Source organism: Lysinibacillus irui (assembly GCF_028877475.1).
In the GTDB taxonomy this organism is placed as follows: Bacteria; Bacillota; Bacilli; order Bacillales_A; family Planococcaceae; genus Lysinibacillus; species Lysinibacillus irui.
This window is the reverse complement of the sequence record NZ_CP113527.1, coordinates 515,989-533,337: the sequence shown is the minus strand read 5'-3', so window position 1 is coordinate 533,337 and position 17,349 is coordinate 515,989. Positions and strand designations below refer to the sequence as shown.

Genomic DNA, 17,349 nt, shown 5'->3' with positions numbered 1-17,349 from the left:
AGGAGTCGCCTCAAAAATAAATTTAGGACGACTCCTTTTGTTATAGTTCTTTTGACAAAAATAAGTTATTATTCAAGGATTGTATCTAATTGTTCAATTGTCATTGGTTTATAGTAGAAATACCCTTGTCCCACAGTACAGCCAAGCGTACGTAAAATTTCAACCTGTTCCTCTGTTTCAATCCCCTCTGCTACTGATGTCATCCCTAAATTTAATGCCAGTTGAATGATAGAGCGCACTATAGCCAGTGTTGCAGCATCTTCAATTGCATTAATAAAGCTCCGATCAATCTTTAATTCAGTGAACGGTAATTGTTGCAAATAACTTAATGATGAAAAACCTGTGCCAAAATCATCTACTGATGTTTTAAAGCCATAGCTCTTTAGCTCTTGAATAATTTTATAGGCAGATTGGAAATCTACTAGGCCAATATTTTCTGTTACCTCTAAAATGATATAACTAGGATCAATCTTATATTTCCAAACTAGTTTTACTGTATCCTGAACAAAATGTGGATAGTAAAAATGATCTGGTGAAATATTGACTGCTACTCTCACTAAATTTTTTCCTAACCGTTGACGCTGTGAAAGCCATGAGAGTACAGTTTCTAGAACTTGAACATCAATTTCCCGAACCTTTCCCACACTTTCTGCTACTGGAATAAAGATTGCTGGTGAAACAAAACCTAGCTTAGGAGAAATCCAACGTGCTAGAGCTTCAATACTTTTAATTTCGCCATTACGTAAATCTACTTTAGGCTGTAAATGGACTGTAATTTCTTTATTTTTAATCGCTTGAGATAAATGGTTTAAAATGGTCATTTTCTGCACAAGTGCATCATTTTTCTCTGTCGTAAATATTTCTGTATGTGTACCTGGCTTATCGATAGCAAAGGAGAGAGCATTGTCAGCAAAACGGATTGCATCTTTGATTTTTGTACTATTATTATAAGAAGCAATACCTGTTTTTAACGTTATATAGATTTGCTTTCCTCCAATAACAAATGGCTGACGAATTGTTTCCTTTATCCGCACTTCGTAATCTTGTAAATTTTCATGCTGTGCTATTGTAGACATAATAAGACTAGAACTTGTAAATCTAGCAACATATTCATGGTATTCAGGCTTGTCTTGCTCAAGTCGTTTGGCAAGTTGTCTTAAAAGTTCATCACCAATTTCCCGTCCGTATAATTCGACTACTTGGTGAAATTCACTTGGTTTTAATATTTTAATAAAGCCACTTTGACCCTGTTCAACTACTTTTTCGAGAGAATTAACGAAGCTGTGGCGATTTGGTAAACCCGTTGTAATATCTGTGTAGGCTAAACTCCATATTTTTTTCTGCGTCTTCGCATACGAAAAAGCTAAGGCAACTAGTGCCCCCATTTTCCGAAACATATTTTTCAAAAACTTTTGGTCACTTAACGTTTTTTGACCAAATATCGAAAAAAGTCCTATCACTTGCCGTTGTTGATTGCGTATTGGTATAAACCAACCATATGGCATTTGAGACAATGTTGCATATTTTTTATGTTCTACAGGAATATCTACTTCATCTAAATTTTCAATGAACGTAGATGTTTCTGACTGCATAATTTCCGTAAAAAATTCATTGTTTTCACAACATTTTGGTACACATCGTGATTCATCCTCACCTGTAAATACTTGCAATTGTTTTGCGTCCTTTTTAATGAGAACCATACTTGAAATATTCGGCATGAAAAATTCATCAAGTCCACGGCATATCATTTTCATTTTTTGTTCAAAGCTGCTATCTCTTTCAATCGCCTTGTACATATCATTTTCTAAACGCATAAAGAAATCTTCTGTATGATAATAGGTAACATCCTTCACAAGTACTAGAACAAATTGCGTTACATTTGCCTCATTACAAAATGGTAATGCTTGTATTTCCGCCCAAAAGGGGTGTTTATTAATGGTATTATGAGTAAGCTTCGCTTGTACCATTATGCCGTTATGTATTTTTTCTTTCATCATTTCAATGGTTGTCTTTTCTTCATCCATAGAAAGCCATGAAAAAAAATTAGTATTTAGGATTTGTGACCGCGAAGCATTTGTAAGCGTACAAAAAGAATCACTACATTCCAGTATGCACTGACAATTGGTTGCATCAAAAATAACGTAACTTTCTTTCGAATTATCCCCTAACTTGCGAATGCTGTTTAATAAAACATCATGATCTATGTCTAACGATTTAGTGACCATCCAACCCCTCCGTCTCTATCACTTCATCCCATTTCCATTGTACATAAAATTTAATTAAATTTTCACTTTTGTGAAAAAAAACTTCTTTTCTAGGACATTATCTGTCCTCAGCATACTATAATATATCCCTTTATACCTGTTTTATGTAAATTTATTCAAAAATAAGAGGATTATTCTACTTTATTAGAAAAAAGATGCATTTTACAGTTTAACCCTATATTTCCGAAAAATAAAAGACTGTGTTTAAAGTAAAAAATGTACTCTAAACACAGCCCTATTATTCTATTATGCGTATAATGGATGTTTATCCGTTAATGCTTTCACGCGCTCTTTTGCTTCCGCTTTAACTGCTTCATCTTCAGGATTTTTTAGAACAGCTGCAATAATTTCTCCAACTTCTTTCATATCTTCCTCTTTAAAGCCACGAGAAGTAACAGCTGGCGTACCAATACGAATACCAGAAGTAACAAATGGAGATTCAGTATCGTAAGGAATCGTGTTTTTATTCGTTGTAATACCTACTTCATCAAGTGCATGCTCAGCAACTTTACCTGTTAAACCAAGAGATTTAACGTTAAGTAGTAATAAGTGGTTATCTGTACCACCAGATACAATTTCAACACCTTCAGCAATTAGAACTTCAGCTAACGCTTTTGCATTCGCTTTAATTTGCTTCGCATAGTCTTTAAATTCTGGTTGTAATGCTTCGCCAAATGCTACAGCTTTAGCTGCAATAACATGCATTAATGGACCACCTTGTATACCAGGGAAAACAGATTTATTTAGTTTTTGCTCCCATTCTTTTGAAGCAAGAATTAGTCCACCACGAGGTCCACGTAATGTTTTATGTGTTGTTGATGTAACAAAATCAGCATATGGCACTGGTGATTGGTGTTCGCCAGCCGCAACTAGACCAGCAATGTGCGCCATATCAACCATGAAATATGCGCCTACTTCGTCTGCTATTTCACGGAATTTAGAGAAATCGATTTCACGTGGATAAGCTGAAGCACCTGCAACAATAAGTTTTGGCTTATGTTCTAATGCCTTTTGACGTACATCTTCATAATCAATTACTTGCGTATCTTTTGTTACACCGTATTCCACAAAATTGTATAGAATACCAGAGAAGTTTACTGGTGATCCGTGTGTTAAGTGACCACCATGAGAAAGGTTCATACCAAGAACCGTGTCACCTGGTTCTAAAATTGTGTGGTACACAGCCATATTTGCTTGCGCACCTGAGTGAGGTTGGACGTTTGCATATTCCGCACCAAAGATTTCTTTCACACGGTCACGCGCGATATCTTCTACAACGTCTACATGTTCACATCCACCATAGTAACGTTTACCCGGATAGCCTTCAGCGTATTTATTTGTCAGTACAGAGCCTTGTGCTTCCATAACTGCTTCTGATACAAAGTTTTCTGATGCAATCAATTCAATATTTGCTTGTTGACGTTTTTTCTCTGCAAGAATTCCATCTAATACTGCTTTGTCTTGTACTGCTAATTTTTCATATGCCATGTTAGAAAAAGCCTCCTAAAGTATCGTTTATCTATACCACAGATAAAAGTGGTAATTATTTATATACTGCACGTTCTCCGCCAATTAGCTTCGGACGTGTTGTAGCAATTGTGACAACTGCTTCGCCCACCATTTTTACTGATGTTCGAACTGGAACAGCTACCGCTTTTAAATGCATACCAATTAATGTTTGTCCAATATCAATACCAGCATGTGCCTGGACTGTTTCCACAACCACAGGGCTTGCAAATCTTGTGTAGGCATAAGCGGACATTGACCCACCTGCCGTGCGTATTGGGACTACCGCTACTGGATCATAGCCAAACTTTTCAGCTGCTGATGCCTCCATCGTAATAGCACGGTTAATATGTTCACAACCTTGGAATGCTAAATATAGCTGGTGTTTTGATGCAAATTCTTGTAACGGCTCGTAAATGGCTTCAGCTATTTCCAACGCACCCGCTGTGCCAATTTTCTGACCAATCACTTCAGATGTAGAGCATCCTACGACAAAAATTGTATGGGGTCGTAAAGTGACTTGCTCTTCAAATTCACTGAGTAACTGAGTCAAATGCGTTCGTATTTGTTTTACAACCATTAAGCTCAGCTCCTTCATCTATATTCATTAAAATCATGCCATGAATGACATCCTTTCCGAATGCCATTCACGGAATAATAAATCTTTATTGCTCTAGTTCTGTAATTTTTTCAATGCGGCGTGCATGACGGCCACCTTCGAAATCTGTCTCTAGCCAAGTTTGTGCAATTTCTCTTGCAAGGCCCGGACCAATGACGCGTTCACCCATCGCTAAAATATTTGAATCATTATGGCAACGTGTTGCCTTGGCACTAAATACATCATGCACTAATGCACAACGAATGCCTTTCACTTTATTTGCAGCAATGGACATACCAATTCCTGTACCACAAATTAAAATTCCTTTATCAAATTCTCCATTAGCAACACCCTCTGAAACTGGTTTTGCGTAATCTGGATAGTCTACTGAATCCGCAGATTGTGGACCAAAATCTTCGTAGCTAATTTGAAGTTCATCTAATAGCTGCATAATCTCACGACGTAAGTTATTGCCTCCGTGATCAGAAGAAATTGCTATTCTCACTGGGTTCCCTCTTTTCGAATTATAGTCAACCTTAGTGTACCACTTCTTTTCGAATAATAACATGATTTTTCTTGTATTTTTACGTTGATTTCCCACGAAAGACGAACGTTTATTGTATATTAACATAAAAACATTCACTTTTAAACCTATTTTTCTGTGGATAATGTGAATATCGTGTTAATAAGTTCGGATAACAGTCTTTTGTTGTAATATTCCATCTACTAAAGTTTTTTCAGCTTTTTACTTGCAGTGGACATAAAGGCGACTTTTAGATAGAAGTTTACTACTGACAAAAGGGAAGAAAAAAAGACTATACATAATCCGATTTTCATCGCAATTATGTATAGCCCATAGGACTATGCTTGTCTATCAAATTGTTGAATCATTTTATGCAATGCTTCTGATTGCTTTTTTAAACTTTGCGCAAGATGTTCAACCTGTTCAATTGCATGGGCTTGCTCTTCAGCAGCACTTCGAACTTCTTGTGCTCCCGCTGATGTTTCTTCTGCTATGGCTGCGACTTCCTGTGATTGTCGTGCTGTCGTTTCAATATTATGCATTTGCTGTTCAATTAAAGTAGAAATCTCAACAATTGCTGTCGCCATTTCATGGACATTAGATGCCATTCCTTCTACTGCTGTCGTTGTTTCAGAAACACGATCAGCTTCCTTTGTTGCAAAAGCCACTTGTTCGTTCATTTGTTTAACAACTACTTCTACATTCTGCTGCATGGACTGGATTAAAGCTGTAATGCCTTGGACTGCTTTCGCACTTTCATCAGCTAAACCACGTACTTCTTCCGCTACTACCGCAAAGCCCTTTCCATGCTCTCCTGCACGTGCTGCTTCGATTGAGGCGTTTAATGCTAATAAATTTGTTTGTGCCGCAATGTCTCCGACTAAGCTAATAATGCGTTCTACTTGGCCAGCATTTTCTTCTAATGCATGAATGCTTTTTAATGCTTCATTATTACCCGTTGCAATTTGCTGGATACTATTTACTAGTGTTTCGATGGCTTTTGTTGTTGTCGTTAAATTATGTAGGATCTCTTTTGATTGCGATGCGGATGCCTCTGCTCTACTATTTACTTCAGTCGCAAGTGCTCGTACATCCTCAATTGCTTCAGCAGTATCTTGTACCGCTGTTGCAGATGCTTCTGCACCAGCAGAAATATGCTTCACTGTAGAGGCAATACCTTCTGCCTTTTTTGTCGCCACTCCTGCCTCATCAGAGAGTTGAATAATGGACTGATTTGTTTGTTGGAAGTTATGATCAATACTTTCCACCATTTGACGTAAATTTAACACCATTAGTTGGAAGGCCTCTGCTACTGATCGAATTTCATCATTTGTTCTAGGCATTTGCACATCCTGTCCAATTTTCCCTTCTGCCACAAGAGTTGCAGAATGCTCAAGCTGCTGTAAAGGTTTGATTAAAATCACACTAAAAATAGCAGCCAATATACCTGACCATATAATACCTAATGTGTAAGTAATCACTTGAAACAATTTTCCATTAGTTTCAGGGAAAAAAGTCGGTTGTAAAAACTCAATGAATATAAAACTGACACTGTAGGTAATTAATGCAAGAACACTAACAAACAACACTAATTTAAGTCGTAAACCAAATTGTTTTTTCATAGGGCCCCTCAATTCTTTTCTATTTTTTTAATTAGTTGATCAATCAATTCCTTTAATTCTGCAAATGTTGCTTCATATATTGCTTTATTGCCCCCATAAGGATCTACTACATTTTCGAGACTACCTTCATTTGTATACTCTTTCAATGTATACACTTTATATTCGGATCCTGGATAATTAGAAATGACGGTGTCTTTATGAGCAGACGTCATTGTCAAAATCAAGTCAGCCCACTCTATTTCAGCAAATGATAATTGAGTTGCTAAATGTTGATGTGACATTTGGGCTTCATTTAGTACTTGTTGCGCATGTGCTGACATGTGTGCATTTGGCATTGCATAAATACCTGCTGATCGTACTTCTACATTGTCTACTTGTTTATGTTTTAAAATGACTTCGGCCATTGGACTGCGACAAGTATTGCCTGTACAAACAAATAATATTTTCACACTTATCACTCTCCAGTTTGATCTATTGTTGAATAGCTAGAATACCCATGATGATGAATATAATCCCAGCAACTATTTGAATTTTATTACCAAAAAAGACTTGGCTTCTACGTGCAATGACTAATGACCCATAAGCACAAATTAGAGCACTTAACCCTGCACTCATGATAAAAATTGTTTTTTCTAAGTTAAGCATACCAAAAGAAACACTAACTGAAAAGGTATCTAGGCTTGCAGTCACAGCTAAAAGTACTGGAGAAATCGTTACTTTTTCATCTCGATGAGAGAATAATAGTAAATGCATACCAATACAAAATAATAAAATACTTGAAATCCATTGACCCCATTCTAAAAGAAAACGTACTAAATAACTCCCTAATTCAAATCCTAATAATGGAAAAAGCATATGCAATGCAGCCGTCCATAGTGATAAAAATAAGCGATACCTAACATTTGGCAGCAAAACATATAGACCAATCACATCAACAGACGTTAATATACCTGCAAGAATTCCCTGCAAGAACGCACTCCTTCGCTCCCTAATATTTTATCATTTTATGCTAGCAAATACATTATTATCATAATTGCCTCTTATAGAATTTCTTATATGAACAAAAAAAGGACAAAACACATGAAATTTTCAATGTCTTTTGTCGCTAACATAATTGAGTCATTGTTATTTAGATGAATACCATTTACCTCCAGAGGCTTTTTCCAGTCGATTCATAATGGCTGCTCCTACGCCTTCTGTTGAGGTTGTTGTTGCTAATATAATGGTAGCGGTTGTTTTATCACATGCTCTTAGTGCATTGTATAATGCGGCTCCCATTTCTTGTTTACTACCCATTTCTCCAATAGAGAAGTAAAAATCAGCCTCACTATTTTCAAAATTAGCTGGTGCAAGTAGAGCTACGGCATGGCCTTCGTGCTGCAGTTGCTTAACCGCTTCCCTAACTTTCTCCAATTGGCAGTCTATTAAATAGACAGGAGCATTCGGTGCATAATGTGTATATTTCATTCCTGGTGCCTTAGGAGTTGTGTCTAACTTCTGCTCAACTTTGTTCGGTTGAATAACAGGACCAATCTTAGCCTCAAGCATTTCCTTTGTAATGCCACCTGGACGTAAAATGACTGGTGGCTCATGTGTAACATCTAGCACAGTAGATTCAAAACCTATGCCTGTAGAGCCTCCATCTAAAATATAAGGTATGTACCCTCCCAAATCATCTAAAACATGGACTGCTTCTGTAGGACTTGGTTTACCACTACGATTAGCACTTGGCGCTGCAAGAGGTTTTTTAAGTTGTTGTAATAAAGCAAGCGCTACTGGATGATCAGGCATTCGAATGCCGACTGTTGATAATCCAGCTGTGACACTTTTAGCTAAGACGTTGGGCTTCGCTGGCATCACAAGCGTTAACGGTCCAGGCCAAAATAAATCCATGCATTGTTTAGCTACTTCTGAAATATGCTCGATATAAATCTCTACTTCTTCTTTTGTACCAACATGCACAATCAAAGGATTATCTGAAGGGCGTCCTTTCGCTTCAAATATTTTTTTAACTGCCAGATCATTTGTCGCAACTGCTCCTAGGCCATAAACCGTTTCTGTCGGAAATGCTACTACTTCTCCTGCATTTAAGATATCCACAGCTTGTGTATAATTAATCTGACTATTCACATTACTGTCCACAACCTTGCAAACAGTTTCCATGATTACAACCTACCTTCAATTATTGTTTTTTACTGAATTATCCACAAATTGTTTATAACTTATTAAAAAATGTGTATAAGTTATCTGAATTTGTGCACAATTCATTCAAAAAGTCCTTTAATCCATTCCCATATAAAGAATGTTACTTGCTCTTTTTCTTCGGACTCTTCCACTTTTACTTCTTCTTTTTCTGGCTCACAAATGGATGGGAAGATGCTGCACCACCAGTTATCCCCACGCGCATCACCAATCTTAACGACAATGGAATGATACACATTCTGTGGATATAGAACAGCACCTTGTCTTTTCGGTGGAAATAAGTTATCCCCAACTACAACCTGTGTATCCATCTGTGGATAATTTTCATTCAATTCTGTTTCAATTTGTTGTTTTAAAGAAAGAATTTGCTCATTCCCTGCAAATCCAGCAGTGGCAACTTGCATAAAGTAAGGCTTTAAATCTTCCGCAAGCTGCTCTTTCTCTCGCTGATCTTGTGTCGTATTACTGTTTGCAATAATGCGTATACGAAAATCCTTTTCTTGCTCATCATTCATAGCTTCCTTTGCAAAGCCTACTAATGATGGAATATATAAAATACATAGTTGCAAAGCAATCGCCACTACTACTAATCTAGCAAAAGCTAGAAAGATATTTTGTTTAGGTAATCTAATAATCTTGTATTCGTTTAACATAAAAATCCCTCCTTGCTCAACATTGTTGGCAAGTTCAAGAAACTTTATACATGAATCTCACAAAAAATCATTCGAGGTTTACCATTAATATCTTTTTCTATTGAAACTGTAGCCTGTGGAAAACTATCTTGAAAGAATTTAGCTACTTTTTCTCCTTGTGTATAACCAATTTCTAAACCTATTAATGCTGGGCTATTCATATAAAAGGGTAATTGTTCAGCTAATTTTCTATATAAAATAAGACCGTCTTCCTCCGCAAATAGCGCACTATGCGGCTCATGCTCAAGCACAACACTCGACATTTCCTGCGCTTCATCAAAGGCGATATACGGTGGATTGGATAAAACAATATCAAATTTCTCTCCTGCAAGCGGAGCGGTTAAATCGCCCAATCTGAAATCAATATCCGCATCTAAGCGCTGGGCATTTTTTTGTGCGGTAGCTAATGCATCCTCTGATAAATCTGTGGCAATAACCGTTAACTCTGGACATTCTAGCTTCATTGAAATGGCAATGGCTCCACTGCCCGTACCGATATCAGCTAGCTTCAATGTTTGATGTTGAAAAAGTTTTGGCAAGCGATTGATTGTTCCGAGTACTAATTCCTCTGTTTCAGGGCGAGGAATTAGGACCGATTCATCAACTAAAAAGGAACGACCATAAAATTCCTCACTACCAACACAATATTGAACTGGACGCCCACTCACATGTTCTTCTAGAAGTGCTTTAAATGTCTCTTGCTGCTCCGCTGTTAATTCTTCCTGTAAATGTAACATGACCTCTGAATAACTAGTACCCAGTACATGTTGCATGACAATACGCGCTGCTGTTTGCTCACGACCGTTATCCACTAAAAAAGAAGAAGCCCACTCAAGGGCCTCCATCACATTTTTATAGGTCATCATTTAATCGCTCTAACTTCGATGCTTGCTCTTCTAAAATAAGTGCATCGATAATTTCGTCTAGTCTACCTTCAACGATTTGATCAAGCTTTTGAATCGTTAAACCGATACGGTGGTCTGTTACACGGTTTTGTGGATAATTGTATGTGCGGATTCGCTCAGAGCGGTCACCTGAGCCAACAGCAGATTTACGTGTAGCATCAATTTCCTTTTGCGCCTCTTGCATATACATATCTGCAACGCGGGCACGTAGAATTTTCATCGCTTTCTCACGGTTTTTAATTTGTGAACGTTCATCCTGCATTGAAACTACCACACCTGTTGGTAAATGGGTCATACGAACAGCAGACATCGTTGTATTTACGGATTGACCACCTGCACCTGAAGACGCAAATGTATCTACACGAATATCTTTTTCATGGATCTCAACATCTACTTCTTCAACTTCAGGTAAGCACGCTACTGTTGCTGTCGATGTATGAATACGACCTTGTGACTCTGTAGCAGGGACGCGTTGTACACGGTGGGCACCATTTTCAAATTTGAATTTTGAATAGGCTCCTTGTCCGTTTATCATAAAGATTACTTCTTTATAGCCGCCCATTGGGTTCGGTGTAGCTTCCATAATATCAATTTTCCAGCCTTGTGTTTCTGCATAGCGAGAATACATACGGAACAAATCACCCGCAAAGATATTAGCTTCGTCACCACCAGCTGCACCACGAATTTCCATAATAACGTTCTTATTATCATTCGGATCTTTTGGAATTAATAAAATACGTAAACGTTCTTCTAGCTCTTCCTGCTGTGCTTTTAATAGGTTAAATTCTTCCTTCACCATTTCATGCATATCAGGATCTTTTTCGCTATCTAACATTTCACGTGTATCCACTAACTGCTCTTTAACACTTTTATATTCACGATAAGTATCCACTGTTTCTTGGATATCTGATTGTTCTTTAGAATATTCACGTAATTTCTTACTGTCATTAACAATATCCGGATCGCTCAAAAGCTCTGTTAGCCTTTCATAGCGATCTTCCACTGCTTGTAATCGATCAAACATGGATTTCACCTCTATTTAGTTTTTTAAGATGCTCCTTCTTTAAGGAGAAGCAGCTACAATCAAAATGACGCTTAGGCGTAATGGCTAATTTACATTTCTTATTTCCACTACTTAGTATAAGGAAATTTTCGCATGTATGCTACTTTTTCTTAGCGTTGTCACATGCTTTATAGTGATGGATGTGCGTGACATTTTCGGCAAACGGGATAATACGAGTCATTCCCACCGATTTGAATTTGATCCCCTGTGTAGACTGGCTTACCGCTTTCATCTACTCGTAAATTCATTGTCGCCTTTTTATGACAGAACCAGCAAATTGTTTTCATTTCCTCAATTTTATCTGCATATGTAAGCATGTATTGGCTACCTTCAAATAGCTCATTTTGAAAATCATTTTTTAATCCAAAGCCCATCACAGGGATGTCCAATTGATCCACAATATTAGCTAGTTGTAAAACATGGGCTTTTTTTAGAAATTGAACTTCATCTACAAGCACACAATATGGCTTGACGACATTATTTTTAACTAGTTCGAAAATGTTTGTATCCTCATATACAGGAATGGCCTGTTGTCGTAATCCTACTCGACTTGAAACAAAGCCAACCTCATCACGTGTATCTAAACCTGAAGTAAACATCATCACAGGCTTCTGCTGTTCTTCATAATTATGGGCAACTTTTAGAATTTCTATCGATTTCCCACTATTCATTGCACCATGTTTAAAATATAGCTGTGCCATTTTGTCTTCTCCCTTTCTTCATTTCAATCTGGATTTTGAAAAGACTTGCATCAACATGTTTATTTTCTGAAAAAAATACCTGCCAAGCGCATGCTTGGCAGGTATTAAACTAACATTAGTTTTTAAGACCGTATTTTTTGTTGAAACGATCCACGCGACCATCAGCAGACGCGAATTTTTGACGGCCAGTATAGAATGGGTGACATTCGTTGCAGAACTCGACAACGATGTTTTCTTTTACTGAACCAGTTTTGAAAGTGTTCCCACAAGAGCAAGTTACTGTTGCTTCTTTGTAGTCTGGATGAATTCCTTGTTTCATATTCGTTTTCTCCTCTCGCCCTGAACCATCTGGAACAGAGTATTATCGAACTGTACCTTACATAGCCCGAATATGAGCGAAACATCAGCTATATATGTACACGTTACATACCTATGAAGTATAGCATAGTCGAATTATTCTTTTCAAGAAAAAAATATTAAAAACAACACTTCTGGTTGTTCCTATTCTCGAGATTCTCGATAATCACAGTCTACTAACACTATTTTTCATCTCGTACTTTGAAGCGATATTGTGTAATCATAATTATTCCTTCAATCTTGCCAACAAATATAAGAAATACGGCGCACCTATAACAGCTACTACAATCCCAGTTGGAATTTCTGATGGTTCAAAAATAGAACGACCAACCGTATCCGCCATTAAAACTAGAAAGCCTCCTAACAGTGCTGCGGTTGGTAGTAAAAACTGATGCTTAGCTCCAACAAGCTGTCGAGCTAAATGTGGTGCGATCAGCCCTACGAAACCAATCCCTCCACTTACGGAAACACTAGCACCTGCTAAGCCAACAGCAGCTACTAACAACCAACGACGCTCTTTTTCTATGGATGCCCCAAGCCCCACAGCTGTTAATTCACCTAAATTCAAAACATTTAATACCGTTGCTTTTACAAAAACAAAAGGCAATAAAATAACTAGCCAAGGTAACAATGAAAACACAAATAGCCAATTTGAACCCCAAATGCTCCCTGCTAGCCATGTTGCTACAAATTGATAATTTTCTGGTGACAGACGTAATGTTAGCACAATCATAGCAGAGCTAATCCCTGCCGCTACTGCTACCCCAGTTAAAATTAAGCGCATCGGTGTAATACCTTCATGCCTTCTATAAGAAAGTGTATAAATGATAACCGCAGTTAAACCTGCCCCTATAAAAGCCAATACTGGTAGTAAATAAACAGGCGCTGCTTTTGTAATAGGAAAAAATGATACATAGAGCATGACAGCCAGGCCTGCACCAGCATTAATTCCTAGTATCCCTGGATCTGCTAAAGCATTTTTTGAAACACCTTGTAAAATAGCTCCTGAAATTGCTAAGCCCATCCCTACGAATACAGCAATGACGATTCTAGGTAGCCTGAACTCAAATAAAATTACTTGTTGTTGTGCATCTCCTTGTCCTAAAAGCGTCCACAAAATATCCAAAGGTGTTAGCTTAATGACACCAGTATTCATACTAATAATAAAGGTAATGAAGATTAAAACTATCAGTATCACCATAATGGAGATATTTTTTCTTTTTAACTTAATTTGACTTGGTGTTAAATAGCAATTACTCATAGTTCTTTTCCTCCCTTACGTGCTAAATACAGGAAAAAAGGTACACCGATAAAGGCAATAAGCGCGCCAACAGGTGTTTCGTATGGTGGGTTGAGCATACGTGCTATAAGATCAGCTAGTACTACAAGCAATGCCCCATATAGGATTGAGCAGGAAATAATCCAACGATAATCATGACCTACTATGTATCTTGTTAAATGAGGGATAATTAATCCTACAAAACCAACTGCCCCTAAAACAGAAACTGCGGCTCCTGCTAAAATTAAAACAATCATCATTCCCCATACTTTTACAGCAGCCGTACGTTGCCCAAGTCCAACAGCAATTTCTTCGCCTAAGCTCAGCACAGTAATCGAACGTGATAGAGTAAGTGCACCGATCATGGCGATAAGTATCCATGGAGATAAAATCTGTAGATGACTCCATTTTGTGCCCGAAACCCCACCCGCATACCAAAAAGCTAGATTTTGTCCAATGCGATAGTAAAGAGCAATCCCTTCCCCTAGTGCGCCAAGCAATGTACTGACAGCAGCTCCAGCTAGAACAAGTCGCATTGGTGTTAAGCCACCATTAGACAGTGAGCCAATTCCATAAACAATGAGAACGCCAAGACCTGCTCCTACAAAGGACCATAAAATTAAATACATATAAGGTAGACCAGGGAAAAAGGCAAAGCATATTGCTAGCATCAAGGCAGCTCCTGAATTTAAGCCTAGTAATCCCGAGTCTGCTAACGGGTTGCGTGTCATCCCTTGCATGATCGCCCCTGCTACTGCAAAGCTCGCGCCCACTAATGCAGCTCCAAGTACGCGAGGTAAGCGAATATCATGAATAACTTGATGTGTTGTTAATCCAGGGGAATATTGGGTAACTGCCGTCCAAATAGTACCCAATGAAATATCCGCAGCACCAAAGGAAATCGATAAAACGAAGGTAAATATTAATCCAATTATTCCAACAATTAAGGCTACTGCTCCACGGATCGGATGAGATCGTTTCTGGAGCTTTTGTATTTCGTTGAGCTCCCCTACTTCTGTCGACGTAGTCATTCTATTTCCTCCTCAAATTTTATACCTTCATGTCGTGCAGCTGATAAGATAAGCAAATTGGATTTTTACTAAATGGACAAACAGCCATTTCTGCGTCGATATTGAAAACGGTTTGTAAATTTTCTTTTGTCATCACTTCTTTTGGACTGCCATTCACGATTAAATTGCCCTCTCTCATGGCCATCAGAAAATGCGAGAAACGGGAAGCATGATTCAAATCGTGCAATACCATGATAATTGTTCGTCGTTCTTCTTTATTTAGCTTTTGAAGCAGCAATAAAATATCAAGCTGATGTGCTAAATCTAAATAAGTTGTTGGTTCATCTAGTACTAAAATATCTGTGCCTTGTGCCAATGCCATGGCAATCCATACTCTTTGGCGCTGACCACCTGACAATGCTTCAATGGGTCGATCACTATATTCTCTCAGCCCTGTAGCATCAATTGCCCAATGGATATATTCATAGTCTTCCTTGTGTAAATTCCTAAATCCTACTTGGTGTGGAAAACGACCGTATGATACTAACTCAAAAACCGTTAACCCTCCTGGTGCTGTTGCCGTTTGAGGTAAAATAGCCATCCTTTTCGCTACTTCTTTTGTCTTTAATTGGTGAATAGCTTTGCCATCTAAATAGATTGCTCCATTTTGTGTTCGAAGTACACGGGCTACAGCTTTTAATAAAGTAGATTTACCACAACCATTTGGACCAATAATTGTGGAGATTTGTTCTTTAGGAATTTTCACACTTAAATCATTGACGATGAGCGCTGAGGGATAACCTATCGCAACACGATCTATTTCTAGTACTGCCATTTTTAACTTCCTTTCTTTTTCGAGCGCACTATCACCCTTATATTTGTAAACCAAATTGAGCTGTATACAAGCCATAGTAAGCATTTTTTCGTTCCATTAATTGCTCATGTGTACCTTCTTCAACAATACCCTTTTTCGAGACAACTACAATTCTGTCTGCATCTTTAATCGTTGCTAAACGATGGGCAATTACTAATGTAGTACGTCCAATGGCTAGCTCATTTAACGCTTGCTGGATAGCTTGTTCAGTCTCTGTATCCAATGCTGATGTTGCTTCATCTAATATTAAAATTTTGGGGTTCTTCAAAAACATACGAGCGATCGATAATCTTTGCTTCTGCCCGCCTGATAGTTTCACACCACGCTCACCAATCAATGTATCCATTCCCTCAGGAAGAGTTTGGATGACATCGGTAAGCTGTGCTCGTTGTGCTGCATTCCAAATATCTTCTTCATTCGCATGTAAATTACCATAGGCAATGTTTTCACGAATAGTGCCATCAAATAAAAAGACATCCTGTTGGACAATCCCTATATGCGAACGCAACGATTGCAGTTTAAAATCACGGATATCAATGCCATCAATTTTAATAGAGCCTTCATTTACTTCATAAAACCGAGGTAATAAACTGCAAATTGTAGATTTCCCTGCACCCGAGGGTCCTACGAGTGCCACTGTTTCACCAGGGCAAACCCTTAAGTTCATTAGCTGTAAAGCACGATAATTATCTGTGTAGCCAAACGAGACATCCTTGAATATTATTTCTCCTTCAATTTCATTGATTGCTTTTGCCTCTGGACGATCTGCTATTTCAGGCTCTGTTTCAAGGAATTCAATATAGCGTCTAAATCCTGCCATGCCTTTTGGATAGCTTTCTATAAACATATTAATTTTGTTTATTGGCCCTAAAAGGATACCTGAAAGTAAAATAAATGCGATGAAATCACCGTTAGTTAAATGGCCATTTAATACAAAAAATGCTCCAACAAATAATGTAAATAATGATAAAACCTTCGTGAGAATGCCTGAAATGGCTTCATTCCAAGCCATAACTTTATAAGAAAACAACTTAGTCATACGGAATCTTTCATTATTTACTTTAAAACGTTGAATCTCATGCTCTTCGTTGGTAAAGGCTTGTACAACACGAATGCCACTGACATTATTTTCAACGCGAGCATTGAAATCTGCTATATCCCCAAACATCTGGCGGAATGCTTTAGACATTAATTTCCCAAAAATTATCGTCAAAATTAAGATGATAGGTACAAGTAAGAAAATGAGAATCGTAAAAGTTGGATCAATATAGAACATGACACCGAATGTCCCAATAATCGTCATTGCCGCAATAAAGATATCCTCTGGACCATGGTGAGCAAGCTCACCAATATCCATTAAATCGTTCGTTAAGCGAGAAACTAGATGTCCTGTTTTATTATTATCAAAAAACCTAAAGGAAAGTTTTTGCACATGACTAAAGGATTCCTTTCTCATATCCGTTTCAATATTTATTCCCAGCATATGTCCCCAATACGAAACGATAAAATGTAAAATGGAATTGAAGATGTATAAGGCAAACAGCAATAAGCTTGCCATAATAATCCACTTCATTTCTCCATCAGGGAGAATATCATCAATTACTTTATTTAATACAATCGGAAATGCTAGCTCGATTAATGCCACTAAAATCGCACAACTAAAATCTAAAATAAATAAACCTTTGTAGGGCTTATAATAGGAAAAAAAACGCTGTAATAACATTGTTGCTGCCTCCTCTTGCGATATCATTCG

General features: G+C 37.7%; 17 protein-coding genes. All 17 read right to left on the bottom strand.

From position 1 onward, the window contains the following. Positions 1-68: 68 nt before the first annotated feature. The 17 genes from OU989_RS02580 to OU989_RS02500 all read right to left on the bottom strand — a co-directional run bounded on the left by OU989_RS02580 (position 69) and on the right by OU989_RS02500 (position 17,319). Entirely contained in the window at positions 69-2,225 is a 2,157-nt protein-coding gene (locus OU989_RS02580) for a bifunctional diguanylate cyclase/phosphodiesterase (RefSeq protein ID WP_274795555.1), read from the bottom strand. Between the two features lie 285 nt (positions 2,226-2,510). Beyond that, positions 2,511-3,752, bottom strand: coding sequence for a serine hydroxymethyltransferase (gene glyA / locus OU989_RS02575; protein WP_274795554.1), 1,242 nt, complete (start codon positions 3,750-3,752; stop codon positions 2,511-2,513). 55 nt (positions 3,753-3,807) lie between these two features. Next, positions 3,808-4,350, bottom strand: coding sequence for a TIGR01440 family protein (locus OU989_RS02570; RefSeq protein ID WP_274795553.1), 543 nt, complete (start codon positions 4,348-4,350; stop codon positions 3,808-3,810). 85 nt (positions 4,351-4,435) lie between these two features. Then, positions 4,436-4,873 carry a ribose 5-phosphate isomerase B gene (gene rpiB, locus OU989_RS02565; protein WP_274795552.1) on the bottom strand — a complete coding sequence of 146 codons (438 nt, stop codon included), beginning with the start codon at positions 4,871-4,873 and terminating at the stop codon, positions 4,436-4,438. 356 nt (positions 4,874-5,229) lie between these two features. Beyond that, positions 5,230-6,513 (bottom strand): methyl-accepting chemotaxis protein, encoded by a 1,284-nt coding sequence (locus OU989_RS02560; RefSeq protein WP_274795551.1) that lies wholly within the window; start codon positions 6,511-6,513, stop codon positions 5,230-5,232. A gap of 8 nt (positions 6,514-6,521) precedes the next feature. Continuing rightward, positions 6,522-6,962, bottom strand: a complete 441-nt coding sequence (locus OU989_RS02555; RefSeq protein ID WP_274795550.1) for a low molecular weight protein arginine phosphatase — start codon at positions 6,960-6,962, stop codon at positions 6,522-6,524. Positions 6,963-6,984: 22 nt separating this feature from the next. Continuing rightward, complete coding sequence (locus OU989_RS02550) at positions 6,985-7,482, bottom strand: manganese efflux pump MntP (RefSeq protein WP_274795549.1); 498 nt, start codon at positions 7,480-7,482, stop codon at positions 6,985-6,987. Positions 7,483-7,638: 156 nt separating this feature from the next. Next, the gene (locus OU989_RS02545; protein WP_274795548.1) at positions 7,639-8,676 is read right to left on the bottom strand and encodes an L-threonylcarbamoyladenylate synthase; all 1,038 of its coding nucleotides are present in this window, start codon (positions 8,674-8,676) and stop codon (positions 7,639-7,641) included. Positions 8,677-8,777: 101 nt separating this feature from the next. Next, on the bottom strand, positions 8,778-9,368 hold the full coding sequence (locus tag OU989_RS02540; protein WP_274795547.1) for a stage II sporulation protein R: 591 nt from the start codon (positions 9,366-9,368) through the stop codon (positions 8,778-8,780). A gap of 44 nt (positions 9,369-9,412) precedes the next feature. Further along, positions 9,413-10,273 carry a peptide chain release factor N(5)-glutamine methyltransferase gene (prmC, locus tag OU989_RS02535; RefSeq protein WP_274795546.1) on the bottom strand — a complete coding sequence of 287 codons (861 nt, stop codon included), beginning with the start codon at positions 10,271-10,273 and terminating at the stop codon, positions 9,413-9,415. After that, positions 10,260-11,336: a peptide chain release factor 1 gene (prfA, locus tag OU989_RS02530; RefSeq protein WP_004269459.1), complete on the bottom strand. Its 1,077-nt coding sequence runs from the start codon at positions 11,334-11,336 to the stop codon at positions 10,260-10,262. The genes prmC and prfA overlap by 14 nt, the downstream gene beginning before the upstream one ends. A 167-nt stretch (positions 11,337-11,503) precedes the next feature. Continuing rightward, positions 11,504-12,076 carry a thymidine kinase gene (locus tag OU989_RS02525; RefSeq protein ID WP_274795545.1) on the bottom strand — a complete coding sequence of 191 codons (573 nt, stop codon included), beginning with the start codon at positions 12,074-12,076 and terminating at the stop codon, positions 11,504-11,506. A gap of 115 nt (positions 12,077-12,191) precedes the next feature. Beyond that, entirely contained in the window at positions 12,192-12,395 is a 204-nt protein-coding gene (rpmE, locus tag OU989_RS02520) for a 50S ribosomal protein L31 (RefSeq protein WP_004269457.1), read from the bottom strand. 264 nt (positions 12,396-12,659) lie between these two features. Next, a complete protein-coding gene (locus tag OU989_RS02515; RefSeq protein WP_274795544.1) occupies positions 12,660-13,694 on the bottom strand; it encodes a FecCD family ABC transporter permease in 1,035 nt (344 codons plus the stop codon). Continuing rightward, complete coding sequence (locus tag OU989_RS02510) at positions 13,691-14,743, bottom strand: FecCD family ABC transporter permease (protein ID WP_274795542.1); 1,053 nt, start codon at positions 14,741-14,743, stop codon at positions 13,691-13,693. The genes OU989_RS02515 and OU989_RS02510 overlap by 4 nt, the downstream gene beginning before the upstream one ends. Positions 14,744-14,762: 19 nt before the next feature. Next, positions 14,763-15,557: an ABC transporter ATP-binding protein gene (locus OU989_RS02505; protein ID WP_274795541.1), complete on the bottom strand. Its 795-nt coding sequence runs from the start codon at positions 15,555-15,557 to the stop codon at positions 14,763-14,765. Between the two features lie 37 nt (positions 15,558-15,594). Next, positions 15,595-17,319, bottom strand: coding sequence for an ABC transporter ATP-binding protein (locus OU989_RS02500; protein ID WP_274795540.1), 1,725 nt, complete (start codon positions 17,317-17,319; stop codon positions 15,595-15,597). Positions 17,320-17,349 lie beyond the last annotated feature (30 nt).